The organism is Ruania halotolerans (assembly GCF_021049285.1).
GTDB classification, from domain to species: Bacteria; Actinomycetota; Actinomycetes; order Actinomycetales; family Beutenbergiaceae; genus Ruania; species Ruania halotolerans.
On the sequence record NZ_CP088017.1, the window covers coordinates 732,229 to 758,430 of the forward strand.

Here is a 26,202-nt window from a genome sequence, read left to right on the forward strand (position 1 = left end):
GCAAGGGTGGGCCTCGGGGGAGGTCAAGTAGTCAGCTTGACTCGCTTTTGAATCGGTCACGCCACTCAGGGTGGAGAGGTGTACATGAGCATCAGGTTCGATGAGGAATGGACGCTCAGGGCGGCGTGCGCGGCACGATCGCCAGATGAACTGTTCGTGCAGGGGGCAGCACAGCGCGAAGCGCGCGAGATCTGCTTTACCTGCCCGGTGCGGTTGGAATGCCTGGTGGATGCGCTCGACAATCGGATCCAGTTCGGGGTGTGGGGAGGAATGACCGAACGCGAACGCCGGGCATTGCTGCGCAATGAGCCAGATGTGGACTCATGGCGGATCGCGCTGGGAGAGCTCGATGACGAGGAGCTGGACACGTTCATCGGGACGCGGCGGTCGAAGGCGCGCCGATGGGTGGCAAGTAGCGGCGTCTCGTAGGATCGCGGCATGACACGCTGGGAGTACGCGACCGTACCGCTGATCATCCATGCCACCAAGCAGATCCTCGACCAATGGGGTGAGGACGGCTGGGAACTCGTCCAGGTGGTGCCTGGCCCGGACAACAACGGGCTGGTTGCCTACCTGAAACGAGCGAAGGAGTGAGCGCCTCCGCGCGTCTGGCCGAGCTTGGTATCGAGCTGCCCGACGTCGTCCCACCGGTGGCCTCCTATGCACCGGCCGTGCAGTGGGGCACCCTGATCTACACCTCCGGCCAGGTGCCGTTGGTCTCCGGGGCCCTTGAGCATGCCGGCAAGGTGGGCGAGGGTGAGGGCCTGGTCAGTGAGGCTGACGCCACGGCGGCCGCCCGCGTTGCCGCACTCAACGCCGTCGCCGCGGCCGCATCGCTGGCCGGCGGCGTGGATCGGATCGTCCGGGTGGTCAAAGTGGTCGGCTTCGTCGCTTCGGATCCAACATTCACGGGGCAGCCCCGGGTGATCAACGGGGCCTCGAACGTGCTGCAGGACATCTTTGGTGAGGCGGGCGTGCACGCACGGTCCGCCGTCGGAGTGGCTGTGCTCCCACTGGACGCACCGGTCGAAGTGGAGCTCATCGTCGAGGTAAGCCCCACGTAGACGAACGCCCTGACGACCGGCCAGGCGGGCCGTCGTCAGGGCGTTGGTGTGGGTGTCAGCGGGCGCGGTGGGTCAGCCGGTCGATATCCACCAGCACCACCGTGCGGCCCTGCAGCTGGATCCAGCCGCGGTTGGAGAATTCGGCCAGTGCCTTGTTCACCGTCTCGCGGGTGGCTCCGACGAGCTGGGCAAGTTCCTCTTGGGTGAGGTCATGGGTGACCCGGAGCCCGGAATCGGTGCGCTCACCGAACCGTCGACCCAGGTCCAACAGCGCCTTCGAGACCCGGCCGGGCACGTCGGAGAAGATCAGATCGGCCACCTTGTCATTGGTCTGCCGTAGCCGCATCGCCAGGGAGCGCAGCAGATGCTGGGAGACCTCGGGGCGCGCGTCGAGGATCTGCAGCAGGCCCTGGTGGCTCAACTCGACCAACTCGGTGGTGGCCAGGGCCGTGGCCGTGGCGGTGCGCTTGCCCGGGTCGTACAGGGACACCTCGCCAAGAATCTCGCCGGGGCCGAGGATGGCGAGGAGGTGCTCACGGCCGTCGGGGGCCATGTGCCCGAGCTTCACCTTGCCGGAACCGATCACGTAGAGCCGGTCGCCGGCGGAGCCTTCGTGGAAGATCTCCTCACCGCGACGGAACGTGAGTTCTCCGGTGCGTTCGCGAACCGCGCGATAACTCTCATCGCTCAGCTCAGCGAAGAGCGGGGCGGATCGAACGACAGCCTCGTCCATCTCAGGATGTCCCTTCAGTTGCTGTGAGGTCAGCCACAGTCTGCCACTCTTCGGCAGGTGGGCACGTCCGCAACGCTGCGTAGGCTGACCATGTCAGTCACGAACGCCGCAGTTCAGGAGGAACTCGAGTGCGCGCAGAACCGCTCCAGATCGACGAACTCCTTGGCGAGGCGTACCCCGATGCGCACTGCGAACTCGACTATCGCACACCGCTGGAGCTCCTCGTGGCCACGGTGCTCTCGGCCCAGTGCACGGACGTGCGGGTGAATCTCACCACACCCGCCCTGTTCGCCCGGTTTCCCGATGCCGCTGCCTACGCCGGAGCCGATCGCAGCGAGTTGGAAGAGCTCATCCGGCCGACAGGATTCTTCCGGAACAAGGCCGCCGCCGTGCAGGGCATCGGTGCCGCGCTGGTGGCCGAGCACGGGGGAGAGGTTCCCTCCACTCTGGAGAAACTGGTCGCTCTCCCAGGCGTCGGCCGCAAGACCGCCAATGTGGTGCTCGGCAACGCCTTCGACGTCCCGGGGATCACCGTGGACACCCACGTCGGCCGGCTCTCCCGGCGCCTCGGATGGACCACGAACACCGATGCGCTGAAGGTGGAACGGGACTTGATGGAGCTGTTTCCGGCCGAACGCTGGGTGATGCTCTGCCACCGCCTGATCTTCCACGGCCGGCGTACCTGCACCGCCCGCAAGCCCGCCTGCGAAGGATGTCCGATCGCCGACCTGTGCCCGTCCTATCCAACGGGCGAGCCGCCGGCAATGAAAGTAGCAGTGAAGACAGGCGCGAAGGCCGCTGGAAAGGGACGGAACAGACAAGCGAAGAAGTGAAGCAACCTTTTCGGTCACTCAGGCGTGTTCCGGAGACGATGGAAGTCGCTTACCTCGGCGGCTCACTCGAGCTCGTCGAGCCATCCGATCAATAGCTCACTGACCTCCTCCGGCGCTTCCTCAGGAAGCCAGTGCCCGGCGCCGTCGATCGTCACCCGGGAGTAGCGGGCGTGCGTGTAGTCCCCGTCCCGCCGGTATGAGCTCGAACTGAACACCGGGTCCGCCGAACCACGCACAGACAGCACCGGAACGCCGATACCGGTGGTCACCTGCGCACGGTACTGCTGGCCGTCCACGCGAGGGGTGGACCGCAATGACCAGCGCAGCTGCTCCATCGCGCTGTGCGCCACGAACGGCAACTGCATCGCCTGCGTGTACAGCTCCACGGACTCCGGCTCCCAGCCGGGCGCTCCCCACGCACGCAGGAGGCGAGCGACGCCGTCGGAACGGGTGAAGGACCGCTCCGGGAACCACGGCACCTGGAACTTCGCCAACGTTGCCAGCGTCCCCGCCGGCGTGACCCGCACCGATGGCGTGTGCAATGGCACCGGGTGCGGGGCGCCCAGCACTGCGATCGCGCGGGTCACCTCCGGTGCAATCGCCGGCATCGACCAGGCCACCTGGCCGCCGAGGCCGTGCCCGATCACGACGGCGTCGCTCGCCCCGAGCGAGCGGATCACCCCGCGTACGTCCGCCACCATCGATGGGGTGTCGTGACCCGAGGGAGGTTTGTCGGATCCCGCGTAGCCGCGCAGGTCCATAGCCGCCACCCGGTAGCCGGCGGTAGCCAGCGCGGGGAGCTGCGCACGCCACGCCCACCAGAACTGCGGAAAGGCGTGCAGGAGCACCACGAGGGGAGCATCGCCGTCATCGGGGCCGGCCAGGGCCAGGTGGAATCGGCCTCCGTTAGCGGCCACCATCCGGTGGGTCCAGGGCCCAGCGGCCAACACGATCGCAGGGTCAACAGTCACGAGAGGCGACGTTACCGCGCCGACCGGCGCGGCAAATCATCCCCGAGAGGGACAACTCCCCGTGGGCCAAGCGCCCCTGCCTCATCCGAAAGTGGGGCAACGGTGTAGCCGGTTTCGCGTTCAGTACCGGCCACACCGTTCCCCCACAGCAGCGGGGAAGCGGGTCAATCCTGGCTGGAGCTGCCCTGCATCCCGGTGGAAATCAGGTCCATCACCGAACTGTCCGCGAGGGTGGTCACATCGCCCACCTGACGGTTTTCGGCCACGTCCCGCAGCAGCCGGCGCATGATCTTTCCCGAGCGGGTCTTCGGCAGCTCCGCCACCACGAGGATCGAGCGCGGCTTGGCGATGGGGCCGATCTCGGAGGCGACGTGGTTGCGCAGTGCGGCGACCACATCGGCCCCCTCACCCACCTCATCGGCCTTCTCCTGGGCTTCGCCGCGCAGGATCACGAAGGCCACCACGGCCTGGCCGGTGGTCTCATCACTGGCGCCCACCACGGCGGCCTCGGCCACCCACTCGTGCGAGACGAGGGCGGATTCGATCTCCGTGGTGGACAGGCGGTGCCCCGAGATGTTCATCACGTCATCCACCCGGCCGAGTAGCCAGATGTCGCCGTCGGCGTCGTACTTGGCACCGTCGCCGGCGAAGTATGTGCCGGGGAAGCGGGACCAGTAGGTCTCCTTGAACCGCTCCTCATCGCCCCAGATGCCGCGCAGCATCGAGGGCCACGGCTGGTCCAGCACCAGGTAGCCGCCGCCCCCTGGACCGACCGGCTGCCCGGCGTCATCCCAGATGCTCGTCGAGATACCCGGCACCGGCACCTGCGCCGAGCCGGGCTTGGTGGCCGTGACGCCCGGCAGCGGCGAGATCATGATCGCGCCAGTCTCCGTCTGCCACCAGGTGTCCACGATCGGGGCCTTGTCTCCACCGATCACCCGGCGGTACCACATCCACGCCTCAGGGTTGATCGGCTCACCCACACTCCCCAGCACCCGCAGGGTGCTCAGGTCGAACTTGCCCGGGATCTCCTCACCCCACTTCATGCAGGTGCGGATCGCCGTCGGGGCCGTGTAGAGGATCGTGACGCCGTACTTCTCCACGATCTCCCACCAACGCCCTTGGTGCGGGCTGTCCGGGGTGCCCTCGTAGATCACCTGGGTGGCACCGTTGATGAGCGGGCCGTAGGTGACGTAGGAGTGCCCGGTGACCCAGCCGACGTCGGCCGTGCACCAGTACACGTCCGTTTCCGGCTTGAGATCGAACACGTTCCAGTGCGTGTAGGCCGCCTGGGTGAGGTAGCCGCCGGTGGTGTGCAGGATCCCCTTGGGCTTACCGGTGGTGCCGGAGGTGTAGAGGATGAACAGCGGGTGCTCGGCCTCCACCGCTACGGGCGTGTGCTTCTCCGGCGCCTCGGCGAGCGCCTCGTGCCACCACACGTCCCGGCCGTCCGTCCACGCCACGTCCTGCTCGGTGCGGCGCACCACCAGCACGTGCTTGACGTTCGTCTCGCCCTTGGTCAGCGCCTCGTCCACGGCGGGCTTGAGGGCGCTGGGCTTACCGCGGCGGTATCCGCCGTCGGCGGTGATCACAGCGCTCGCATCGGCGTCGATGATGCGCGAGTACAGGGCCTCGGCGGAGAAGCCGCCGAAGACCACCGAGTGGGCGGCGCCGATGCGGGCGCAGGCCAGCATCGCGATCACGGCCTCGGGGATCATCGGCAGATAGATAGCTACCCTGTCACCCGTCACCACGCCGAGCGACTCCAGGGCGTTCGCGGCCCTGGAGACCTCACGCTGCAGCTCGGCGTAGGTGAGTGTGCGGGTATCACCCGGCTCGCCCTCGAACAGAATCGCGATGCGGTCACCGTTGCCCGCCTCCACGTGCCGGTCCACGGCGTTGTACGCGGCATTCAGGCGGCCGTCAGCGAACCAGCGGGCTGTCGGGGCACCGGAGAAGTCGAGCACCTCGGTGAACGGGGTATCCCAGGTGAGGTGGCGGCGGGCCTGCTCGGCCCAGAACTCCAGGCGGTCGGCCTCGGCGCGGGCGTACATGTCGTCTTTGGCGTTCGCTGCCGCGGCGAACTCCTCCGAGGGCGCGAAGGCGCGCGTCTCGGTGAGGAGGTTCTCCAGGGCGGGATTGTGGTCAGTCACTGTTCCTCCGAGCAACGGCTGTGGTGCATGGCTACCCGCCCAGCCTATGCCCAGCGCCGCCCCCCGTGTAGGCGAGCACAGACGACGGCGGCCGGCCCCCGCCAGGGGACCGGCCGCCGTCGACGGGGTGCTGTGCTCAGCTCTCCACTGCGATCTTCCGGCGCTCTTCACGCCGGCCCTGCCGGCGTGCGCCGTGCGAGATGATGCCGACGAAGATCAGCACCACCCCGTACAGCAGCAGCCGCCCGGCGTGGCCCTCGGTCACCAAGTGATCGAAGACGTTCTGCCCGAACTGGCCCAGCCGATCGAAGACCGTGGCCTGCTGGTCCAGGAAGTCCTGCACGATCACCGGAATGGCGAGGAAGGCAGCCCCGATCAGCGTGCCGATAGAACCGACGATGATCGGCCCCACCGAGGACCACCGTGCTGCGATGAGCAGCACCACCGTGCAGACGATTCCACCGGCCAGCTCAAGCAGACCGGCCACGTTGACCGCTTCCAGGTTGCGGTCCAGCGAGAAGGAGACGCGCTCGCCACCGTCAACGAGCAGGTACCACGCGACCGGCGCGAAGACGATCGCGATGAGGATGCCCCACCAATGGGCGGCGGCGCGTGATTGCGGACCCTCATCCCAGTCACTGAACGGGTCATCGGACTCGGGCGTGGTCTCCACCCGGGTGGTCGTCGGTTCCACGCGCGTGTGATCGGCGTAGCCGCCGGGGGCAGCTGGCGAGGTCACGGGAGGCTCCTGGTCAGGTGTAGCAGTTCCTCGCCCGAACCGGCGTGCGCGCTGCTCGCGCAGCACGGCATCATCCTCTTCGGTAGGGAGTTGGCGGGTTGGCGGTTCCGGATCGACGGCGCGTGTGTGCGCTCCCGTGCCGGTGCTGCTGCTGGCCGGCGGGGTCGCCGTGGGCTCCCGGTTCACCACAGGCTCCGGCGTCTCAGGCGGCGCTGGGGACGCCGGGTCGGTAGGGAGCGGTCCGGCAGTGCCAGCGTCGGGCGCTACGCCGGCGGAGGAGTCCGCACGGTAGCGATCGGCTCGGTCGGAATCGGCAGCGGGCGCGCTGCCGGCAGGACTCGCGGGGTCGGCCGCCTGGGTGGTGTCGGCGGCCGCACTCTCATCAGGTGCAGCGTTCGGGTCGCGTTCCTCGCGATCGTGCGGGGGGACGGTACTCACGGGATCCTCCAGTCGGCGGGTGCGTTCACCGTATCGATGGTGACGCCTGCGAAGCGCCGTGGCACGCCGAAAGAACGCCGGCGTGACCATTGCGTGTCCGGGTGACGGCGGATCTCGGCGCCGGTATCCACAACTGGTCATCGGTTGCGCTTCTGTCCACAGCCCCCTCAGGTGAGCAGGCGGTGCGTGCCGTCGCTCGCTCACGCTGGATTTCCGGCGGAGGGAGAATCGATGAGTCAGGACCTGCAGGCGGTGGCGCTGCGTTCCGCAGATGCTGCCGTGATCGACGCGGTGCGCGAGGTGGTCACCCTCGCCGACCAGCCCGTGGTCGTCTACGCCCCGGGCGCGCCACCACCGACCAGCGCACGCCTGCTGCTGGACAGTGCCGGTGAGCGTGGCCACGAGGATCCACCCTGGGTGCGCCCCGGCGCCAGAGCAGCGTGGGTGAGCGCCGGACCGGCGACTGAGACCGGGCACGGGCAGAGCGATGGCCGGATGATGTCCTTGCCGGGAGAGGCCGAAGCGCTCCTCGCGCTGGTGCGCACAGCCTGCCGGGACCGGCGGGCTCAGGTGCTGGGTGTGGTGGGTGCCAGGGGCGGTGCCGGCGCCTCGTGCTTTGCCGCCGCGCTCGCCACCGTGTGCGCCGAGGCAGGCCTCGGGGTCGCGCTTGCTGATCTGGACGGTCGCGGGCCGGGAATCGACCTCCTGCTCGGGATCGAGCACATCGGAGGGCTGCGCTGGGCCGATGTGGCCGACGACCGGGGCGCGATGCCACAAGAACCGCTGGCAGGCGCGCTGCCGACCTGGAATGGCGTGCACGTCCTGTCCACGGACTGGCGCGGCGGACCGGCACCCACCGCCGGGGGAGAGGTGCTGGAGGCGCTCGCGGCCGGGCACGACGCTCTGGTGCTTGATCTGCCACGTACCCAGAACGCGTGGGCCGACGCGTGCGACGTCGTCTACGTGATCACGCCCTGCGATGTGATGAGCGGCGCCGCTGCCCGAGCGCTGGTGACGTCCTGGCAAGGTATCGACCTGCGGTTGGTGGTCCGCGGACCGGCCCCCGGCGGACTCACCCCGGCGGAGCTCGCGCAGGCATGCGGTCTCCCGCTGGCACTGAGCATGCGGGAGGAGCGGTCCCTGGCAGCCGCGATCGAACGCGGTGTGGCCCCAGGCGAGTACCGGCGTGGTCCGTTGCGTCGCGGTGCACGCCGGGTGGTCGACGAACTCGATCTGGTCTCCTGATGGCGCACCCGCGCCGCGCCCTCCCACGACCCGCTCTCCAGCGGTCCACTCTCCGGCCGTCCCCGCCCCCATCTCTTGGGGGTGGCTCGGATCAGCTCGGCGATGTGCGCGAATCGCTGCTCAACGGTGCCGCCTCGCGCAGCAGCAACGGGCTGGTGGGTCCATCGGAGGTGAGCAGGGCAGTGCGGCGCTCCGCGGGCGTGCGCGGTGACAAGGATCTGCTCTCGCTGGAGCGCACCGCTCGTGCCGAGTTCCTCGGAGCGGGTCCGGTCCTGCAACCACTCCTGGATGACCCACAGGTGAGTGATGTCGTCGTGAACGGTGACGGCAGCGTATGGGTGGACCGTGGCTCGGGATTGCGGGCCGTTCCTGGGCGGCTCCGTGCCGTCCGTGAGCTGGCTACCCGACTGGCTGCGGCCTCCGGCCAGCGTCTCGACGATGCTGCACCGGTGGCCGAGGGGCGCCTCCCGGATGGGACCCGCCTGCATGCGCTGTTGCCGCCGCTGTGCGCCGAGGGGGCGGTGCTCTCGTTGCGCACCATGCGCACGCGGGCTTTCGGGCTGGACGAGCTGCGGGCCTCCGGCATGCTGGACGATCGTAGCGCCCAGGTGCTCGAGCGCCTCGTGCAGGTCCGGGCGAATGTGCTGGTCAGTGGTGCCACCGGCACTGGCAAGACGACCCTGGTGGCGAGTGCGCTGAGCCTGGTACCGCCGGGGGAGCGCATCATCTGCATCGAAGAAGCGGCCGAACTCGCACCGGACCACCCGCACGTGCTGCATCTGCAGGTGCGCCGGCCGAATGTGCAGGGTGCAGGCGAGATCACGCTGCCAGATCTGGTGCGCACCGCGATGCGAATGCGTCCGGACCGGCTCGTCCTCGGCGAGTGCCGTGGCGCAGAGGTGCGGGAAGTGCTGGGAGCGTTGAATACCGGCCACGACGGCGGCTGGGCCACAGTGCACGCCAACGCCGCCCGCGATGTCCCGGCCCGGCTGGTAGCCCTCGGTGCACTCGCCGGGATGTCGCCCGCGACCGTCGCAGTTCAGGCGCGCAGCGCCGTCCATGCAGTGGTGCATCTGGTGCGCCGGGAGGGGCGGCGGCGCTTGACTGAGGTAGCTGTTCTGCGAGCCGAGGGGGCTGAGGGGTTCCGGGCAGCGTTGGCGTTGCGCTGCGACCGTCGCGGCGAGCTCGCCGAGGCTGAGGCGTGGCCGGAGCTGGCCCGCACTCTCGACGATGCCGGGCGATGACGGTGCCGATGACGGAGCTGCTGGCGGCGCTGTTGGTGATGGGTGCGGCAGCGATTCTCACCATCCCGGGCCGGGGAGTACCGCTGCCCGGGGCCCGCGTGTTGCCGCGGCGGCGCAGGCGAGCACGACGACGGCGTGGACGCACACCTGAGGAGCCGGTGGGTGCCCTGCTTGTGGAGGTCGCTGCGCGGCTTCGCACCGGGGCCGCGATCTCAGTGGCCTGGGACCACACATTGCGGAACCGGCCCGATGTGCCCGCGGAACTGGCGGCCCTTGCTCATCCTGCAGGCCGGCCCGGGCCAGGTGCTGCTGGGACATCAGATCGTCGTGGGGTGCGGCGCGGGATCGGGAATTCCGCCGATCGCTCCGGTCCACGTGCCCAGGCCGTGGCTGGTGCAGTGGCGGCCGTGCGTGTGGCCGAGCACCTCGGCGCCCCGCTCGCGGACGTGCTGGACTCGTGTGCGCATGGCGTTGCTGAGGCCGAGGAAGCCGCGAGCGGTCGGCGGACGGCACTGGCTGCCCCTCGGGCGACTGCTCGATTGCTCACCTGGCTCCCCGTGGCGGGCATGCTGATGGGAGCGGCGCTCGGCGCTGACCCCTTGGTGCTCCTGGACGGCAGCTGGGGCACTGTCTGCCTAGTGGGGGGAATTGTGTTGCTGGTGGCGGGGCACCGGTGGACGACGTCCCTGGTGCGGGTCGCTGAGCGCGCCGGGAGTCGGTGATGGTGATGCATGCCGGCAGTGCGGTGCTGATCGTGGTGCTGGCGACGCTCGCCCTCGTGCCGTGGGCGCTCCCGCGACCTCCGCAGGACTACCCCGATGCTGTGTCTCCCGATCACGGCGCGCACGGGAAGAAGGTGCACGGGAAGTGGGGGCGCGGGGGAGCGTCGTCGGCTCGCCCGGCGCGGCGATCTGCCGCCCAGGTCGATGAGGCTGTGCTGCTGGACCTGGCCGGAGCCTCGCTCAGTTCAGGGGCATCAGTTCCGGCCGTGATCGAGGCTTTGGGGCATGCGCTTGACGAGGAACTCGCGGACCCCCTGCTGCGGGCGGTGGCGGCGCTCCGGCTGGGTGCCCCGTGGGACGAGGCATGGCAGAACGGGAGAATCCCGGTACAGGTGGAGTCGTTGCGGGACGCGCTCGGACCGGCGTGGCGAGACGGAGTGGACCCTGCGCCGCTCCTGGCTCAGGCGGCGGTGACGATCCGGGCCCGGCGGGGTTCTCGTGCCCGGGAGGCAGCGGCCCGGCTGGGAGTCCGGCTCGTCCTCCCGCTCGGGTTGTGCCTATTACCCGCATTCGTGCTGCTGGGGTTGGCTCCTGTATTGCTGTCCACCGGTATGAACCTGTTCGGCTGGTGAGCGCCGCGTAGTGCACGTGTCCATGGGAATCGGATTCCCTGAGGAGTTGGCCGCCCGTGGGGAGTGGCGTTCCGCACGCCTCAAGCCAGTTCGACGGCGAGAAATTCGATTCGGGGCCACGCACATTGTGCACACGAGGCACCCGGCGCACTGTTCTCCACAGCCCACCCCGCACCCTCGGCGCGGTGCCGTCGCCGCGTCGCAGCCTGGAGTTCCACGGGGCCACCGGCCCCCGAACGAGAGGAACGTTGATGACTGCACACACGATCCAGGCCCGCCACCGGGGCACACTGACCCGAGGCCGGAGCGTCCGGGCGGCATTGGCCGCGCGGTGGTCGGCAGTCCGCGCTCGGGGCGACGCGGGGATGGCCACAGCCGAGTACGCCATCGCCACCCTTGCCGCAGTGGCTTTCGCCGGGCTGCTGCTGGCGATCATGCGCAGCGACGAGGTCCGCGGGATGCTGCTGGGAATCATCCAGCAGGCGCTCTCCATCGGCGGCTGACGTGACCGGCGTCCGTGCACTTCGAGAGATACCGCGCGAACGTGGCTCGGTCACCGCCGAGCTTGCGGTCCTGTTGCCTGCGGTCGTGCTCATCCTCGTGGCGGTGCTGGTCGCGGCCGCCATCGGAGTGGCGCAGGTGCGGTGCGCGGACGCCGCCCGAGCCGGCGCCCGGGCGGCCGCCGTCGGACAATCCCAGGCGGAGGTGGTCGAACTTGCCCAGGGCGTGGCCGGCCCGGACGCGGTAGTGAGCGTGCAGGAGGACGGCGCCTGGGTGCAGGTGCGGGTGGTCGCCGAGGTGCCGCTGGGGCCGCTCGGCGGACTGCTGGAGGTCTCTGCCGAGCTGAGCGCCCCAGTGGAACCAGGGGTGCCATGACCTCCGAACACCCCGAACAGCCCGGACACCCCGAACACCCTGAACGCTCCGAACGCTCCGGACGCACCGGACGGGCGCATCGCGACGCCGGTTCAGTGACGGTCCTGGTGCTCGGCGTGGTCGCGGCAGCGCTCCTGTGCTTCACGCTCCTGTCCGCGTTCGTGCAGGCCACAGCCGCCCGGGGGCACGCGCAGGGTGTCGCCGATCTGGCCGCACTCGCCGCAGCCAGTGAGGCCGTCGTGGGTGAACCGGACCCATGCCGCATGGCGGCGCTGGTCGCCGAACGCAACGGTGCCTCATTGGTGACCTGCGCCGTCGGGGACGGCCCGCTGGTGGACGTGCGCGTGCAGGTTCCGGTGCACCCGCTGCCTGGGTGGCGAGACGTCGCCTCGGCCGAGGCGCGGGCCGGCCCCGTCGGGCTGTGATTGCCGCCCGCGATCTGAACCCACTTTTCGCGTGTGAACCCGGCGCCGTGCGGGTTCACACGCGAAAAGTGGGTTCAGATGACACGTGGGTTTCAGACGTGGAGCACCCGTCTGGAGACCCTCCCTCCGCACGTGTCGGTTCGTGCTGAGACACTGAGCCGGTGAGCGACCCGGACACCCTCGGCGTGCTCCTCACGCCACGGCGGGTGCGGGAGAGCCTCGTGCATGTGGAGCACATCCCCCCGCGGGAAGGTGCTCGTGGGACCTGGCCCGACTGGGCCGACCCCGAACTCATGGGCGGGTACGTGAGCCGCGGTGTGGCCGCGCCGTGGGAGCACCAGGTGGAGGCCGCGGAGGCGGCGTGGGCCGGGCGGCACGTGGTTCTGGCCACCGCCACAGGCTCCGGAAAGTCCTTGGCGTCCTGGCTGCCGGCGATCAGCGCGGTGCGCGCGGCTACGAGGGAGGGGCCCGGGACCAGTATCGCCGCACTGAACAGGCGCCCCACCGTGCTCTATCTGAGCCCCACCAAGGCTCTCGCGGCCGACCAGCTGCATGGCCTGCAGTCGTTGCTGCGTGACGCCGCGATCCGCGATGTGCGGCCCGCCACCTGCGATGGAGATACCCCGAGCAACGAGCGCGACTGGGTCCGCGACTACGCCGACCTGGTGCTCACGAACCCGGACTTCCTGCACTTTTCGCTGCTGCCACGGCATCGTCGCTGGCAACGGTTCCTGCGGGGTCTGCGGTTCGTGGTGGTTGACGAGTGCCACGCCTACCGCGGCGTGCTGGGCGCACACGTAGCCCTGGTGCTTCGGCGCCTGCTCCGGCTGGCGGCGCATTACGGCGCCACCCCGAGCGCAATCCTCGCCTCGGCCACCACCGGCGATCCCGGGCAGAGTGCTGCCCGATTGCTGGGCGTACCCGCCGAGACGGTCACCGCCGTGACTACCGATACCGCCACCGCGGGCCGGCGCACGGTGGCGCTCTGGCAACCACCGGTGCTCGATCCCGCGGGTGCCTACGAGGAGACGGCAGCCTCCGCGGACGGCACCGCCCCCGAAGCCGGCATAGCCTCCGCCGCAGATGCTAGTCCCGCCGACGCAGCGTCCGAATCGAATGAGTGGCGCCCCAGCGGCACTCCTGAAGACGGCCCGCGCCGATCCACCCTTGCCGAGACCTCCGAACTACTCACTGATCTCGTCCGCGCCGGAAGACGCACCCTCGCCTTCGTCCGCTCCCGGGTGGGCGCCGAGGCGATCGCCGACCAGACCCGCTCCCAGCTGCGCGACCGGGGCAGCGCCGATCCGCACGGCGCCCATGGCGCCGCGATCGACCTCCCAGGGACTGTGGCCGCCTACCGGGGCGGCTATCTGCCCGAGGAACGCCGCGAACTGGAACGAGCGCTGCGCACCGGTGAGTTGCGTGCACTGGCCACGACGAACGCGCTCGAACTGGGTGTGGACATTGCCGGTCTGGATGCCGTGCTCATTGCCGGCTGGCCCGGCACCCGCGTCTCGTTCTGGCAGCAGGTCGGACGGGCCGGGCGGGCCGGTGCGGAAGGTCTGGCTGTGCTGATCGCCAGCGACAACCCGCTCGATGCCTACCTCGTACACCACCCCGACATGATCTTCGGTGCACCGGTGGAAGCCACCGCCTTCGATCCCGGGAACCCGTACGTGCTAGCGCCGCACCTGTGCGCGGCGGCCGCCGAGCAGCCACTGACTGAAGCCGACCTGGAGATCTTCGGTCCGGGCACCTCGGACCTACTGGCGGAACTGGTCGCCCGCGGGCTGCTGCGCCGGCGGAGCGGAGGCTGGTACTGGAACTACTCCCGCCCCGAGGATCCAGCCGCCCTCACCGATCTGCGCGGCGGAGGTGGCGCCCCCGTGCAGGTGGTGGAGGCGAGCACCGGGCGCGTCCTCGGCACCGTCGATGCCGCTCGCGCCGACGCGACCGTGCACACCGGGGCCGTGTACGTGCACCAGGGGCGCACCTTCCTGGTGCAGGACTACTCCGACGACGTCGCCCTGGTCACCGAGAAGACCGTGGGCTACCGCACGCGCAGCCGCAGCGACAAGCACATCACCGTGCTCGAGACGCAGTCCGAGCACCAGTGGGGTCCGGTCCGCTGGGCGTACGGCACGCTCGAGGTGACCGAACGCGTCGTGGGCTACGACCGCCGCCGGCTGCCCGGGCTCGAGCTGGTCGGCTCCTACTCGCTGGACCTGCCCGAACACACACTGCGCACCACCGGCTGCTGGTGGTCCGTCCCAGCAGAGGTGCTCGACGACGCTGGCCTGACACAAGCTGACCTGCCCGGCGCCCTGCACGCCGCCGAGCACGCCGCGATCGGGCTCCTCGGCCTGGTCGCCACCTGTGACCGGTGGGACATCGGCGGCCTGTCCACCGCATTGCACCAGGACACCCTCGAACCCACCGTGTTCGTCTACGACGGTTACCCCGGCGGCGCCGGATTCGCTCAGCGCGGCTACGCCATGGCGGGGCCCTGGCTCACCGCCACGCGGGACGCGGTGGCCGGCTGCCGCTGCGCGACGGGCTGCCCCGCGTGCATCCAGTCGCCCAAGTGCGGCAACAACAACTCGCCACTGGACAAGGCCGGGGCGCTTGCGGTGCTCGGGCTTCTTTTCGACCTTGCCCCTCGGGTGTGACCGACCTCACCCATTTCCTGGTTAGACTCACCGGAACCCCGGGACACCCACCGGGGTCGGTGTTTTTGTTCGTCGAGGAGGACGGATGCTTCAGCTCGGAACCACGAGCCTCGTCATCGTGTCGGTCATCGCGCTGGTTGCGGTCGCATCTCTGGTGTTCGCCGTGTTCCTGCGCCGTCAGGTGCTGGCTGCCGGAGATGGCACACCGGCGATGCAGGCAATCGCCACTGCGATCCAGGAAGGAGCCTCTGCTTACCTGAACCGACAGTTCCGCACCCTGGCGCTGTTCGCCGTCGTGGTGTTCGCCCTGCTCTTCCTGCTCCCAGGTGAGTCCGGTGTGCGCGTCGGCCGGTCCATCGCGTTCCTCATCGGGGCGGGGTTCTCGGCCGCGATCGGTTACCTCGGCATGTGGCTCGCCACCCGCGCGAACCTGCGTGTGGCCGCCGCCGCGTCGGCAGGAACGGGCAACAGTGCCCGCCACGAGGGTGCCAGGATCGCGTTCCGCACCGGTGGCGCGGTCGGGATGAGCGTGGTGGGCCTGGGCCTCCTCGGTGCAGCGGCCGTCGTCCTCGTCTACCGCGGAGACGCTCCCGCCGTGCTGGAGGGCTTCGGCTTCGGCGCCGCGCTGCTGGCGATGTTCATGCGGGTCGGCGGCGGCATCTTCACCAAGGCCGCCGATGTCGGCGCCGATCTGGTGGGCAAGGTGGAGCAGGGCATCCCCGAGGACGACCCCCGCAACGCCGCCACGATCGCCGACAACGTGGGCGACAACGTGGGCGACTGCGCCGGGATGGCGGCCGACCTGTTCGAGTCCTACGCCGTGACCCTGGTCGCCGCGCTGATCCTCGGCAAGGCCACCATGGGCGAGGCCGGCCTGGTGTTCCCGCTGATCGTCACCGCCATCGGAGCGCTCGTGGCCGTGCTCGGCGTGTTCATCACCAAGGTGCGTGGCAGCGAATCCGGGCTGCGCGCCATCTACCGCGGCTTCTACGTCTCCGCCCTCATCGGTGCGGCGCTCGCCGGCGTGGCCGCCTTCATCTACCTGCCGTCCTCCTTCGCCGACCTCACGGGTGTGAGCGAGGCCCTCGCCGATCACGGCGGCGACCCGCGCCTGGTCTCGGCACTCGCCGTGCTCGTGGGTGTGGTGCTGGCCGGTGTGATCCTCGCCGTCACCGGCTACTTCACCGGCACGACGGCGAAGCCCACCCGGACCGTGGCCGCCGCCTCCCGTACCGGTGCGGCCACCGTCGTGCTCTCCGGGATCGGCGTCGGGTTCGAGTCCGCGGTCTACACCGCCGGCATCATCGCCGCGGCCCTGTGCGGGCTGTTCCTGCTCTCCGGCGGGTCGATCTGGCTCGCACTGTTCCTCATCGCCCTGGCCGGCTGCGGGCTACTCACCACGGTTGGCGTGATCGTGGCGATGGACACCTTCGGTCCCGTCTCCGACAACGCCCAGGGCATCGCGGAGATGTCCGGCGAGGTGGACGCCGAGGGCGCGCAGATCCTCACCGACCTGGACGCCGTGGGCAACACCACGAAGGCCATCACCAAGGGCATCGCGATCGCCACGGCCGTCCTCGCCGCCACGGCCCTGTTCGGGTCCTATGCCGACGCCGTCAGCAAGGCGTTGGCCGACCTGGGTGTGACCCCGGCAGCCGAGGGCATGGTGGCCGCGATGCTCAGCTACGAGATCATCTCCCCGATCACCCTCGTCGGCGTGATCCTCGGCGGATCCACGGTGTTCCTGTTCTCCGGACTGGCGATTGATGCGGTCACCCGGGCAGCAGGCGCGATCGTGTTCGAGGTGCGCCGCCAGTTCCGGGAGTTCCCCGGCATCATGACCCGCGAGACCCGCCCCGAGTACGCCCGGGTGGTGGACATCTGCACCAAGGACTCCCTGCGTGAGCTGGCCACCCCAGGTCTGCTCGCGGCCTTCGCACCCATCGCGGTGGGCTTCGGGCTCGGCGTGGGCCCACTCGCCGGTTTCCTCGGTGGCGCGATCGGCGCCGGCGTGCTGATGGCCGTGTTCCTGGCCAACTCCGGGGGTGCCTGGGACAACGCGAAGAAGATCGTGGAGGACGGCCACTACGGGGGCAAGAACTCCGCGGGCCACGAAGCCACGATCATCGGGGACACGATCGGCGACCCGTTCAAGGACACCGCCGGCCCGGCGATCAACCCGCTGCTGAAAGTGATGAACCTGGTGTCGGTGCTGATCGCCCCCGCAGTGGTGGTGATGAGCGTGCCGGATGATGCCAACCACACCCTGCGCATCGGGATTGCCGTGGCGGCTGCGCTGATCGCGTTCGGCGCGATCCTCGCGTCGAAGCTCCGGGCGCCGAAGCTGGAGGTACCGAACGGGGAACCAGCCGAGCACGAGCCAGTCGGCACCCGCTCGTAGCCCGGCACCAGCCTCGCGGCGTGTCTACGATCGGAGTATGTCGATCTCTGCCGTTGATCCCCGCCCAGCCCGCACCGCCCTGGTCACCGGTGCCTCACGCGGGATCGGCCGCCACCTCGCGCTTGCCCTCGCCGGGGCCGGGGTGGAGGTGGCCCTGCTCGCCCGGGATCGTGCCCGGCTGCAGGAGGTCGCCAGCGAGATCGAATCGCGCGGCCAGCGTGCCCTCGTCCTGACGGCGGACGTCACCGATTCGGGAGCCGTCACCGAGGCGGTGGCCACTGCCGAGGAGGCACTGGGGTCGATCGACCTCCTGGTGAACAACGCCGGATTGGTCGATGCCGAAGTCCCGCTCTGGGAGGCGGATCCGCACCAGGTGCACCAGGTGCTGGAGGTCAACGTCTTCGGCGCATTCCTGCTCGCCCGCGCGGTGGTGCCAGGAATGCTGAAGCGCGGCGGAGGCCGCGTGATCGACCTGAACTCCGGCGCGGGCACCCGGGATATGCCGGCCATGGCCGGATACAACATGGCCAAGACGGCCCTGTTCCGGATCGGGGGTGGCCTGCACGAGGCGGGCTACCAGCGCGGCCTGCGCGCGTTCGAACTCGCCCCCGGCGTGGTGGCCACGGATATGACCGCGGCGATGGCGATGCACGAGGGCCGCACCGACTGGACCCCGCCCGAGGCCGTGGCCGAGATCGTCACCGCCCTCGCAGCCGGCGAACTCGACACCCTGTCCGGGTGCTACCTACGCGCTGGGACCGACACGATCGACGAGCTGCGGGCCCGCGCCGCGACCCCGGCGGGCACCACGGAGACCGGCCACCGGCTGGCCGTCACGGACTGGGCCGGCCCGACTCATCGCTGAGCGGGGCGTTCTCGTCTCCAGCCTGCTCGGTGCTCGGGGCGTCCAGGCCGGACCGGCCGCTGTGATCGTGCGGCTTCACGCGGATCAACAGCACCAGTCCCACCAGCAGCACCACTACGATCCCGAGGATCCCCCAGTACTGGGCCTCATCTGAGGTCGTTGCACTGGTGCTGGCGATACCGATCGAGATCGCCACGCCGAACATCGCCGGGGCGAGGAAGCTGACGGCGCGCCCGGTGGTGGCATACAGACCGAACACCTCACCCTCGCGACCGGCTGGGATAAGGCGTGCCAGGAAGGTCCGCGAGGCCGTCTGGGCCGGGCCCACGAAAGCAGCCAGGACCAGGCCGCACGTCCAGAACACGGGACGGCCGCCGTCGTGCAGGAAGAAGATCAACAGCCCCATCACCACCATCGCCACCAATGCACCCATGATCACCCGCTTCGGGCCGATGGCATCGTCGAGGCGGCCGGCCAGGATCGTGGCGATTCCGGCCACCACATTGGCCACCACGCCGAAGATGATCACGTCCCCGGCAGAGAATCCGAACGTGCCCGCCGCGATGATGCCACCGAAGGTGAACACTCCGGCCAGCCCGTCCCGGAACACGGCCGAGGAGAGCAGGAAGTAGATCGTGTTGTGATCGGCGCGCCACAGGCCGCGGATCGTGCCCCAGAGCAGCCGGTAGGACTGGATGAGTCCTGCGTGAGCGCCACGCTGCGTCGGCCGCGGGCCGTCCCGCACAGTGCGCAGCAGCGGGATGGAGAACGCCAGGGTCCACCCCGCGCAGATCAGCATGCTGACCCGCACGTCCAGCCCGTTCTCGCCGGTGATGCCGAACAGGCCCACCTCCGGCTGGATCAGCCCGAGATAGAGGACGAGCAACAGCACGATCCCGCCGAGGTAGCCCATCCCCCAGCCGATGCCCGAGACCCGGCCCACGTTCCTCGGAGTGGAGACGTCGGCGAGCATCGCGTTGTAGTTCACGCCTGCGAACTCGAAGGCGATATTCCCGGCGGCGAGCAGCACCAGCCCCAGCCACAAGTACTCGGTGGAGGGTTGCACGAAGTACAGCGCGGCCGAGGCGGCGATCACCAAGGCCGTGTTGACTGCCAGCCAGAGGGTGCGGCGCCCGGCCCGGTCCGCCCGTTGGCCGATCACCGGCGCGAGCAGTGCGATCAAGACCCCGGCGCCGGCGAGCACCCAGCTCAGGGTGCGCTCCGCCTCCGGGCCAAAGGGATCCGAGGTGATGTAGACCGTGAACACGAAGGTGGTGATCACCGCGTTGAACGCGGCCGAGCCCCAGTCCCACAACGACCAGGCAATCACCGGCCAGGTCAGGGTCCGGTCCTTGGCTGCCCATGGGGGAGGTGCGCTGGTCATAGGCACAACTGTGGCACTCGTAGGTGAGCGGTGGGTGTCCAATCGTCAAAGTCCCTCAACGATCTGGCTACGCTTGAGGCACCGATGTGGGCAGTGGATTCTGGCGAATGGGAAGAGGCAGTGGCGTGCGGACCACGATTCCGGCGGCGAACGTGGACCGGCGGCTCGTCCGCGCCCTGCGTGCCGATCTGACCGATGCCGACTTCACCGTGGATCGGCTGGCCCAGCTGCTCGGCCCGATGGCGAGCGCGGCCATGTCCCGCGAGCAGGTGCTTCCCGCCATCCGATCGGCACGTGCGGCGGGCGCCGACCCGGCCGCGTTGCTCGCTCGCGCCTTCATGCTGGGAGACACCCTCAGCCCGGCTGCGCTCGAGGCGGCCCTGCCCCGGACCGGCGCCGACGGTGCCCTCGCGCTCGGAGTGGTCCACCGCACCGGCGCCAATGAGTGCCGCGGTGCCGTGGATCTGCGCCCCATCGACACCCCGGACGGTGCGTTCTGGCTGACTGCCGATCTCGGTGAGGCGACCACTGGCCGCGCGGTCACGGGCGACCACGTGCTCGGCATGGGCGGTGCCTCCCGCACCCTGGCCGAGCTCACCCTGCGCCGACCGGTGGGCCGCACTCTCGACCTGGGCACCGGCTGCGGCGTGCAGGCCCTCAACGTGGCACCGTTCAGCCGCGAGGTGGTCGCCACCGACATCTCCGCCCGTGCGCTCACCTTTGCCCGGTTGAACGCTGCGCTCAATGAGGTCTCGCTCGATCTGCGCTCCGGGTCGATGCTGGAGCCGGTGGCCGGTGAGCATTTCGATCTGGTGGTCTCCAACCCACCGTTCGTGATCACCCCCCGCGCAGCCGGGGTGCTCGAGTACACCTACCGTGACGGCGGCCGGCGCGGAGATGACGTGGTGCGCGAGCTGATCACGGGCGTGGGTGAGGTGCTCGCGCCGGGTGGCGTGGCTCAGGTGCTCGCGAACTGGGAGGTCCATGAGGGTGAGGGGCCCTTCGACCGGATCGGCAGCTGGCTGACCGAGTCCGGTCTGGACGGCTGGGTGATCCAGCGCGAGAGCTCCGATCCGGCGGAGTACGCCGAGACCTGGCTACGTGACGGCGGTATCACCCCGGAGCGAGATCGGGCCGTCTGGGAACAGGGTTACGCCGCATGGCTGGACGACTTCGCCGCCCGCGGGGTGGACGCCGTCGGCTTCGGGTACGTCACCGTGCACAAGCCCGCCGACGGCGGCCCTTCTGCTGGCCAGATCAGGGCGCCCTGGCATCGGGTGGAGGAGATCACCGGCACCCTCGCGCCCACGATCTGGCCGACGGTCGCCGCGACGCTGGCGGCGAAGGATCAGCTCGCCACCCTCGATGACGCGGCGCTCGCCGGGCGGGCGCTCACCGTGGCGGTTGATGTGACCGAGGAGCGGCATTACCGTCCGGGATCGAGTGATCCCGAGGTGATCGTGCTGCGCCAGGGCGGGGGTGTGGGGCGCACCGTGCGCGCGGATACTGCGCTCGCGGCGGTGGTGGGCACCTGCGACGGCGAACTGACCGTGGCGCAGATCGCTGCCGGGGTGGCCGCACTCACGGATGTGGACCGCGATGCCGTGCTGGACTCGGTGCTGCCGGATGTGCGCGGGCTGGTGCTCGATGGGCTGCTGGTGCTCTGACCCGTACCGCACGACTCAGTGCGCAACCTCGTGGCCTTCCACGCGCGGAATGCGGCCACCACGTGCCAGTCGAGGCTCGTGGGTGGGTGAGCGCGCGTGCGGAGTGTGCGCGTGCTCGCCGCGCCCTCAGGAAACCTCCAGAATCGGAGGCTACTGTGCGCGATGATGGCCACGATGACCCCCGCGAGACCGCCCCACTCGGTGCAGCCCGCACCGCGGCCTGACCCTGCCCGCTACTGGGGTGCTGCGGTGCCGATCATGGGTGCCGTGCTCAGTGCCGGTGGGGTCATCTTCCTGTGGTGGGCATTCGTGACCACCCCCACGGGGCAGCAACTCGATGATGCTGCCGCGCTCGGGGCCTCGTTCGGGCGCGAGACGCTCGAGCCGTTCCTGCTTCCGGTGCTCACCATCGTCTCGATCCCGTTCGTGGCAGCGGCCTTGATCGCGGCCGTGACGTTCGCGATCCTGCAGCGACGCCGGTCGATCGCGATCGGTGCCGTGGTGCTGCTCGGAGGCGCGAATGTGACCACCCAGCTTCTCAAAGAGGTCCTCCCGCGGCCGAACCTGGATGTGACCTACGTGCTGGGGAACTCGCTGCCCTCGGGTCACACCACGGTGGCCGCATCGGTGGCGGCCACGGCCTTGCTCATCGCTCCGCATCGGGTGCGCGGCGTGGTGGCGGTTGCCGGTGCGGGGTATGCCGTCCTGACCGGCCTGGGCACCCTGGTGGGAGGATGGCACCGTCCCTCCGACGTGGTGGCGGCCTATCTCGTGGTGGCCGCCTGGTACTTCCTGGTGGAGGCATCCCGGCAGGTTCGTTCCGCCACGGCGCTGCCACGTGGCTATCGCGCGGCCCCGCCGGTGAATGCTGCGGCAGTGCTCGGTGGTACTGGTCTGCTCAGCGCCGTCTCGTCGGCCGCGATCGGGGCCTGGGTGCTTGCGCAGCTTCCTGATTCGAGTACCGCGATCGCGGACCTCGGCGGCGGCCCGACCACTCTCGCGTACGCTGGTGGCTGCCTCGCCGTAGTTGGCGCGGCGTGCCTGCTGATGGGCAGCATGCTCGTGATGCGGCCCTACCAACGGGATTGACCGCCGTCTGGCCTCCGCCCGCCTGCGCCGAATTGGTGGTGCGCGTCACACAGTTGAAGCCGCGAGACGACGGCACACCCGCACACGATGTAGCGTCTCACCGCGAGAGTCCCTGACGTACTGCCCGGCAGTGCGCACCCGAAGAAGGAAGGTCCGCGTGACCGCATCGGCCCGCAAGCTTGTGATCGTCGAGTCCCCAGCCAAGGCCCGAACGATCGCCGGGTATCTCGGCTCCGGCTTCGACGTCGAGGCGAGCGTGGGCCACATTCGGGACCTCGCCCAGCCTTCTGAGCTGCCCGCGGAGATGAAGAAGGGGCCGTACAAGAAGTTCGCCATCGACGTCGACAACGGCTTCGATCCCTATTACGTGGTCGATGCGGACAAGAAGAAGAAGGTCACCGAACTCAAGAAGCTCCTCAAGGATGCCGACGAGCTCTACCTAGCCACCGATGAGGACCGCGAGGGGGAGGCCATCGCGTGGCACCTCCTCGAAGTGCTCCAGCCCAAGGTGCCGGTCAAGCGGATGGTGTTCCACGAGATCACCCGCGAGGCGATCCAGCGCGCGCTGGCCGAGCCACGTGACCTTGACACCCGCCTGGTGGATGCCCAGGAGACCCGGCGCCTGCTGGACCGTCTCTACGGATACGAAGTCTCCCCGGTGCTGTGGCGCAAGGTGCGCCAGGGCCTGAGCGCCGGCCGGGTGCAGTCCGTGGCCACCCGGATGGTGGTGGACCGCGAACGCGAACGGATGGCGTTCGTGGCCGCCGAGTACTGGGACGTGCGCGGCACCTTCACCGGCGGCCGCGGCGCCACAGCCGGCACCACCTTCGGCGCACGGCTGGTGGCCGTTGACGGCACCCGCGTGGCCACCGGGAAGGACTTCCGCGACGACGCCACGCTGAAGAGCAGCTCGGTGCTACACCTGGACGAGGCTGCCGCGCGTGGACTCGTCACGGCGCTGGATAGCGCCGACGTGACGGTCTCGAACGTCGAGGAGAAGCCGTACACCCGCCGCCCGGCCGCCCCCTTCACCACCTCGACGCTGCAGCAGGAGGCCTCCCGCAAACTGCGGATGAACTCCCGGCAGGCGATGCGGGTGGCGCAGGGCCTGTACGAGAACGGCTACATCACCTACATGCGGACCGACTCGGTGGCGCTGTCCGGGCAGGCGATCACCGCCGCCCGCAACCAGGCCACCGAGCTCTACGGTGCCGATTTCGTCCCCGCCAAGCCGCGCCACTACGCCTCCAAGGCCAAGGGTGCGCAGGAGGCGCACGAGGCGATCCGCCCCGCCGGGGACTCCTTCCGCACTCCGGCGCAGGTCTCCAATGCGCTCAGCGGTGACCAGTTCCGCCTGTACGAGCTGATCTGGAAGCGCACCGTGGCCTCCCAGATGGCCGATGCCAAGGGCTCGACGGCGTCCGTGCGCCTGCAGGGCACCGCCACCGATGGCCGGGTGGCCGAGTTCGCTGCCTCCGGCACGGTGATCACTTTCCGCGGGTTCCTCGCAGCCTACGAAGAGGGCCGCGATGTGGAGCGCTACGACGAGGACGGTGCTGCGAAGGGTGGAAAGGAGACCCGCCTGCCCGATCTGCAGACCGGGGACGGTGTGGCCACCGAGGAGCTGGTGGCCGATGGGCACGAGACCTCCCCGCCGCCGCGCTTTACCGAGGCCAGCCTGGTCAAGGCACTGGAGGAACGTGGCATCGGCCGCCCCTCCACCTACGCGGCCACCATCTCGGTGATCACGGACAGGGGGTATGTCCTGCGGCGCGGTCAGGCGCTGGTGCCCAGCTGGGTGGCCTTCTCGGTGATCCGGTTGCTGGAGGAGCACTTCCCGAAGCTGATCGACTATGACTTCACCGCCGAGATGGAATCCGACCTGGACCGGATCGCGGCCGGGGATGCCGATCGGGTGGACTGGCTGGCCGGGTTCTACTTCGGCCGTGACGGCGCCGAAGGTCTGAAGCATCTGGTGGAGGACCTCGGCGAGATCGACGCCCGGGCGCTCAACTCCATTGAGATCAGCGACGGCATCACGCTGCGGGTCGGTCGTTATGGCCCCTACCTCGAGGGCCCGCCCGCCGAGGAAGGCGGAGAGGCGCGGCGTGCATCCGTGCCAGATGACATCGCTCCCGATGAGTTGACCGCGGCTCGCGCCGAGGAACTGTTCGCAGCAAACGCCGACGGAGACCGGGAGCTGGGCACGGACCCGGAGACCGGGCACACGATCGTCGCCAAGAACGGCCGATTCGGCCCCTATGTCACCGAAGTGCTGCCCGAGCCGGAGCAGCCGGTGAAGGGGAAGAAGAAGCCTGTCAAGGTAAAGCCGCGCACGGCGTCGTTGTTCAAGGACATGGACCTGGGCACGATTGAGCTCGATACGGCGCTTCGGTTGCTCTCGCTGCCGCGCGTGGTGGGTACTGACCCCGAGTCCGGGGACGAGATCACTGCGCAGAACGGGCGATACGGGCCGTACCTGAAGAAGGGCACCGATTCCCGGTCGCTCACCACCGAGGACCAACTGTTCGACATCACCCTCGATGAGGCATTGGAAATCTACGCCCAGCCCAAGCGGGGGCGTGGGGCGAGTGCCTCGAAGGCGCTCAAGGAACTCGGCGAGGATCCGGTCTCCGGTAAGCCCGTGGTGGTCAAGGACGGCCGGTTCGGGCCGTACGTGACCGACGGCGAGACGAACGCCACGCTCCGTGCGGCCGACTCCGTGGACACGCTGACCGCTGAGCGCGGGTATGAGCTGATCGCGGAGAAGCGGGCGAAGGGCCCGGCGAAGAAGAAGGCGCCCGCGCGGAAGGCACCGGCCAAGAAGACCGCAGCCAAGAAGGCGCCCGCGAAGAAGGCGCCCGCGAAGAAGTCCTGACCCGATCGACTGATATGCGTCGCGCTAGGCAGCATGATGTCCAGCGCGACGCATCAGCGTCGGCTCGGTGAGCGCTCTAGGCTGAACCCATGACCAGCCATGACGTGACGTACGGACCTGACCCTGCCGCCGCACCACCGCTACGGTGGGGAATCCTCGCCGCTGGTGGGATTGCCGCGAAGTTCGCCACGGATATTCCCGCTCACTCCTCCGGGTCTGTGGTGGCGGTGGGCTCGCGCAGCAAGGATCGGGCCGCCGCATTCGCTGAGAACCATGCAGTGCCGACGGCGCACGGCAACTACGCCGACCTGGTCGCCGACGAGCAGGTCGAGGCGGTCTATGTTGCCTCCCCGCACTCGGAGCACCTGCAGCACGCGCTGCTCGCCATCGAGGCAGGCAAGCCAGTGCTGGTGGAGAAGTCCCTCACCCGCAACGCCGCCGAGGCCCGCCAGCTGTTCGACGCCGCCGCGGACCGGGGGGTCTTCGTGATGGAGGCCATGTGGAGCCGCTTCCTCCCCCACATGGTTGCGCTGCGAGACATCCTCAACTCCGGTGAGATCGGTCAGGTGCACATGGTCACCGCCGAGCACGGGCAGGATCTGGACCACGTGGGCAACGATCACCGACTGAAGAACCCGGAGCTGGCAGGTGGGGCGATGCTCGACCTCGCCGTATACCCGGTCTCCTTTGCGCAGAGCGTGCTCGGGTCGCCGGACCAGATCAGCGCCCTCGGCACGAAAACAGCGACTGGTGTGGACGAGAGTGAGACGATCACGCTGCGTTACGGCAACCGGGCGCTGGCACTGCTGAGCGCGAGCCTGAAGGGCGCCACCCGGAACGCCGCCACGGTCACCGGCACAGCGGGACGAATCGAGATCGAACCGACCTTCTATGCGCCGACCACCGTGACAGTCCGGCCCCGCGGGGGCGAGCCGCGCACATTCACCCCACCGGTGGGTGGTGGCTTCGAGTATCAGGCCGCCGAGGTGGCCCGGTGCGTCGCCGAAGGCCGCACAGAGTCAGCGGTGCACTCCTGGGCAGACACGATGGCCGTCATGGAGATGATGGACGAGGCACGCCGCCAGCTCGGTGTGGTGCTGCCGGGGGAGTGACCCGGGACCGATGAGCCGAGCCGTCGCGACCGGTCCTGCCGGTCGCGACGACTCGACTCTGC

General features: G+C 69.5%; 23 protein-coding genes. 18 read left to right on the forward strand and 5 right to left on the reverse strand.

The window, feature by feature from the left end; genetic code table 11:
- Positions 1-84 precede the first annotated feature (84 nt).
- The 3 genes from LQF10_RS03160 to LQF10_RS03170 are packed head-to-tail and all read left to right on the forward strand — an operon-like array spanning position 85 to position 1,064.
- The gene (locus tag LQF10_RS03160; RefSeq protein WP_231066052.1) at positions 85-429 is read left to right on the forward strand and encodes a WhiB family transcriptional regulator; all 345 of its coding nucleotides are present in this window, start codon (positions 85-87) and stop codon (positions 427-429) included.
- A gap of 9 nt (positions 430-438) precedes the next feature.
- Positions 439-594, forward strand: a complete 156-nt coding sequence (sp36, locus tag LQF10_RS03165) for a Sp36 family protein (RefSeq protein WP_231066053.1) — start codon at positions 439-441, stop codon at positions 592-594.
- Positions 591-1,064, forward strand: a complete 474-nt coding sequence (locus LQF10_RS03170; protein WP_231066054.1) for a RidA family protein — start codon at positions 591-593, stop codon at positions 1,062-1,064. Before sp36 ends, LQF10_RS03170 begins: the two co-directional genes overlap by 4 nt.
- A gap of 55 nt (positions 1,065-1,119) precedes the next feature.
- On the opposite strand, the gene LQF10_RS03175 is transcribed toward LQF10_RS03170, so the two are convergent.
- Positions 1,120-1,797, reverse strand: coding sequence for a Crp/Fnr family transcriptional regulator (locus tag LQF10_RS03175; RefSeq protein WP_231066055.1), 678 nt, complete (start codon positions 1,795-1,797; stop codon positions 1,120-1,122).
- Between the two features lie 128 nt (positions 1,798-1,925).
- Here LQF10_RS03175 and nth point away from each other — a divergent pair, with 128 nt between their 5' ends.
- Positions 1,926-2,630, forward strand: coding sequence for an endonuclease III (nth, locus tag LQF10_RS03180; RefSeq protein ID WP_231066056.1), 705 nt, complete (start codon positions 1,926-1,928; stop codon positions 2,628-2,630).
- 62 nt (positions 2,631-2,692) lie between these two features.
- Here nth and LQF10_RS03185 read toward each other — a convergent pair whose 3' ends face one another.
- From LQF10_RS03185 to LQF10_RS03195, 3 genes are all read right to left on the reverse strand, one after another.
- Entirely contained in the window at positions 2,693-3,601 is a 909-nt protein-coding gene (locus LQF10_RS03185; RefSeq protein ID WP_231066057.1) for an alpha/beta fold hydrolase, read from the reverse strand.
- A gap of 164 nt (positions 3,602-3,765) precedes the next feature.
- Positions 3,766-5,754, reverse strand: coding sequence for an acetate--CoA ligase (gene acs, locus LQF10_RS03190; protein WP_231066058.1), 1,989 nt, complete (start codon positions 5,752-5,754; stop codon positions 3,766-3,768).
- 136 nt (positions 5,755-5,890) lie between these two features.
- Positions 5,891-6,931 (reverse strand): hypothetical protein, encoded by a 1,041-nt coding sequence (locus LQF10_RS03195; protein ID WP_231066059.1) that lies wholly within the window; start codon positions 6,929-6,931, stop codon positions 5,891-5,893.
- A 231-nt stretch (positions 6,932-7,162) separates the two neighbouring features.
- Here LQF10_RS03195 and ssd point away from each other — a divergent pair, with 231 nt between their 5' ends.
- The 10 genes from ssd to LQF10_RS03245 all read left to right on the forward strand — a co-directional run bounded on the left by ssd (position 7,163) and on the right by LQF10_RS03245 (position 18,010).
- The gene (ssd, locus tag LQF10_RS03200; RefSeq protein ID WP_231066060.1) at positions 7,163-8,176 is read left to right on the forward strand and encodes a septum site-determining protein Ssd; all 1,014 of its coding nucleotides are present in this window, start codon (positions 7,163-7,165) and stop codon (positions 8,174-8,176) included.
- Positions 8,177-8,280: 104 nt separating this feature from the next.
- Positions 8,281-9,420, forward strand: coding sequence for a TadA family conjugal transfer-associated ATPase (locus LQF10_RS03205; protein WP_231066061.1), 1,140 nt, complete (start codon positions 8,281-8,283; stop codon positions 9,418-9,420).
- An 8-nt stretch (positions 9,421-9,428) separates the two neighbouring features.
- A complete protein-coding gene (locus tag LQF10_RS03210) occupies positions 9,429-10,142 on the forward strand; it encodes a type II secretion system F family protein (protein WP_231066062.1) in 714 nt (237 codons plus the stop codon).
- On the forward strand, positions 10,142-10,774 hold the full coding sequence (locus tag LQF10_RS03215) for a type II secretion system F family protein (protein WP_231066063.1): 633 nt from the start codon (positions 10,142-10,144) through the stop codon (positions 10,772-10,774). The genes LQF10_RS03210 and LQF10_RS03215 overlap by 1 nt, the downstream gene beginning before the upstream one ends.
- Before the next feature lie 251 nt (positions 10,775-11,025).
- Complete coding sequence (locus tag LQF10_RS03220) at positions 11,026-11,277, forward strand: DUF4244 domain-containing protein (RefSeq protein ID WP_231066064.1); 252 nt, start codon at positions 11,026-11,028, stop codon at positions 11,275-11,277.
- A gap of 1 nt (position 11,278) precedes the next feature.
- Positions 11,279-11,650 carry a TadE family type IV pilus minor pilin gene (locus tag LQF10_RS03225; protein ID WP_231066065.1) on the forward strand — a complete coding sequence of 124 codons (372 nt, stop codon included), beginning with the start codon at positions 11,279-11,281 and terminating at the stop codon, positions 11,648-11,650.
- A complete protein-coding gene (locus tag LQF10_RS03230) occupies positions 11,647-12,075 on the forward strand; it encodes an Rv3654c family TadE-like protein (RefSeq protein ID WP_231066066.1) in 429 nt (142 codons plus the stop codon). Before LQF10_RS03225 ends, LQF10_RS03230 begins: the two co-directional genes overlap by 4 nt.
- A 161-nt stretch (positions 12,076-12,236) precedes the next feature.
- Positions 12,237-14,744: a DEAD/DEAH box helicase gene (locus LQF10_RS03235; RefSeq protein ID WP_231066067.1), complete on the forward strand. Its 2,508-nt coding sequence runs from the start codon at positions 12,237-12,239 to the stop codon at positions 14,742-14,744.
- A gap of 85 nt (positions 14,745-14,829) precedes the next feature.
- On the forward strand, positions 14,830-17,145 hold the full coding sequence (locus LQF10_RS03240) for a sodium-translocating pyrophosphatase (RefSeq protein WP_231066068.1): 2,316 nt from the start codon (positions 14,830-14,832) through the stop codon (positions 17,143-17,145).
- A gap of 37 nt (positions 17,146-17,182) precedes the next feature.
- On the forward strand, positions 17,183-18,010 hold the full coding sequence (locus LQF10_RS03245; protein ID WP_231066069.1) for an SDR family NAD(P)-dependent oxidoreductase: 828 nt from the start codon (positions 17,183-17,185) through the stop codon (positions 18,008-18,010).
- On the opposite strand, the gene LQF10_RS03250 is transcribed toward LQF10_RS03245, so the two are convergent.
- Complete coding sequence (locus LQF10_RS03250; RefSeq protein WP_231066070.1) at positions 17,979-19,394, reverse strand: MFS transporter; 1,416 nt, start codon at positions 19,392-19,394, stop codon at positions 17,979-17,981. The two genes, LQF10_RS03245 and LQF10_RS03250, sit on opposite strands and share 32 nt — an antisense overlap.
- 107 nt (positions 19,395-19,501) lie before the next feature.
- On the opposite strand from LQF10_RS03250, the gene LQF10_RS03255 reads away from it, so the two are divergent.
- From LQF10_RS03255 to LQF10_RS03270, 4 genes are all read left to right on the forward strand, one after another.
- The gene (locus LQF10_RS03255) at positions 19,502-21,061 is read left to right on the forward strand and encodes a DUF7059 domain-containing protein (protein WP_231066071.1); all 1,560 of its coding nucleotides are present in this window, start codon (positions 19,502-19,504) and stop codon (positions 21,059-21,061) included.
- Positions 21,062-21,235: 174 nt separating this feature from the next.
- Positions 21,236-22,150 (forward strand): phosphatase PAP2 family protein, encoded by a 915-nt coding sequence (locus LQF10_RS03260; RefSeq protein ID WP_231066072.1) that lies wholly within the window; start codon positions 21,236-21,238, stop codon positions 22,148-22,150.
- Positions 22,151-22,307: 157 nt separating this feature from the next.
- Positions 22,308-25,028: a type I DNA topoisomerase gene (topA, locus tag LQF10_RS03265; RefSeq protein WP_231066073.1), complete on the forward strand. Its 2,721-nt coding sequence runs from the start codon at positions 22,308-22,310 to the stop codon at positions 25,026-25,028.
- An 89-nt stretch (positions 25,029-25,117) separates the two neighbouring features.
- Positions 25,118-26,140: a Gfo/Idh/MocA family protein gene (locus LQF10_RS03270; RefSeq protein WP_231066074.1), complete on the forward strand. Its 1,023-nt coding sequence runs from the start codon at positions 25,118-25,120 to the stop codon at positions 26,138-26,140.
- Positions 26,141-26,202: the final 62 nt, after the last annotated feature.

Excerpts from the sequence above, each read along its gene's own strand:
- LQF10_RS03160 (WP_231066052.1), top strand. The coding sequence starts at position 85 with ATGAGCATCAGGTTCGATGAGGAATGGACGCTCAGGGCGGCGTGCGCG.
- sp36 (WP_231066053.1), top strand. The coding sequence starts at position 439 with ATGACACGCTGGGAGTACGCGACCGTACCGCTGATCATCCATGCCACC.
- LQF10_RS03175 (WP_231066055.1), bottom strand. The coding sequence starts at position 1,797 with ATGGACGAGGCTGTCGTTCGATCCGCCCCGCTCTTCGCTGAGCTGAGC.
- ssd (WP_231066060.1), top strand. The coding sequence starts at position 7,163 with ATGAGTCAGGACCTGCAGGCGGTGGCGCTGCGTTCCGCAGATGCTGCC.
- LQF10_RS03210 (WP_231066062.1), top strand. The coding sequence starts at position 9,429 with ATGACGGAGCTGCTGGCGGCGCTGTTGGTGATGGGTGCGGCAGCGATT.
- LQF10_RS03215 (WP_231066063.1), top strand. The coding sequence starts at position 10,142 with ATGGTGATGCATGCCGGCAGTGCGGTGCTGATCGTGGTGCTGGCGACG.
- LQF10_RS03220 (WP_231066064.1), top strand. The coding sequence starts at position 11,026 with ATGACTGCACACACGATCCAGGCCCGCCACCGGGGCACACTGACCCGA.
- LQF10_RS03230 (WP_231066066.1), top strand. The coding sequence starts at position 11,647 with ATGACCTCCGAACACCCCGAACAGCCCGGACACCCCGAACACCCTGAA.
- LQF10_RS03240 (WP_231066068.1), top strand. The coding sequence starts at position 14,830 with ATGCTTCAGCTCGGAACCACGAGCCTCGTCATCGTGTCGGTCATCGCG.
- LQF10_RS03245 (WP_231066069.1), top strand. The coding sequence starts at position 17,183 with ATGTCGATCTCTGCCGTTGATCCCCGCCCAGCCCGCACCGCCCTGGTC.
- LQF10_RS03250 (WP_231066070.1), bottom strand. The coding sequence starts at position 19,394 with ATGACCAGCGCACCTCCCCCATGGGCAGCCAAGGACCGGACCCTGACC.
- LQF10_RS03255 (WP_231066071.1), top strand. The coding sequence starts at position 19,502 with ATGGGAAGAGGCAGTGGCGTGCGGACCACGATTCCGGCGGCGAACGTG.
- LQF10_RS03260 (WP_231066072.1), top strand. The coding sequence starts at position 21,236 with ATGACCCCCGCGAGACCGCCCCACTCGGTGCAGCCCGCACCGCGGCCT.
- LQF10_RS03270 (WP_231066074.1), top strand. The coding sequence starts at position 25,118 with ATGACCAGCCATGACGTGACGTACGGACCTGACCCTGCCGCCGCACCA.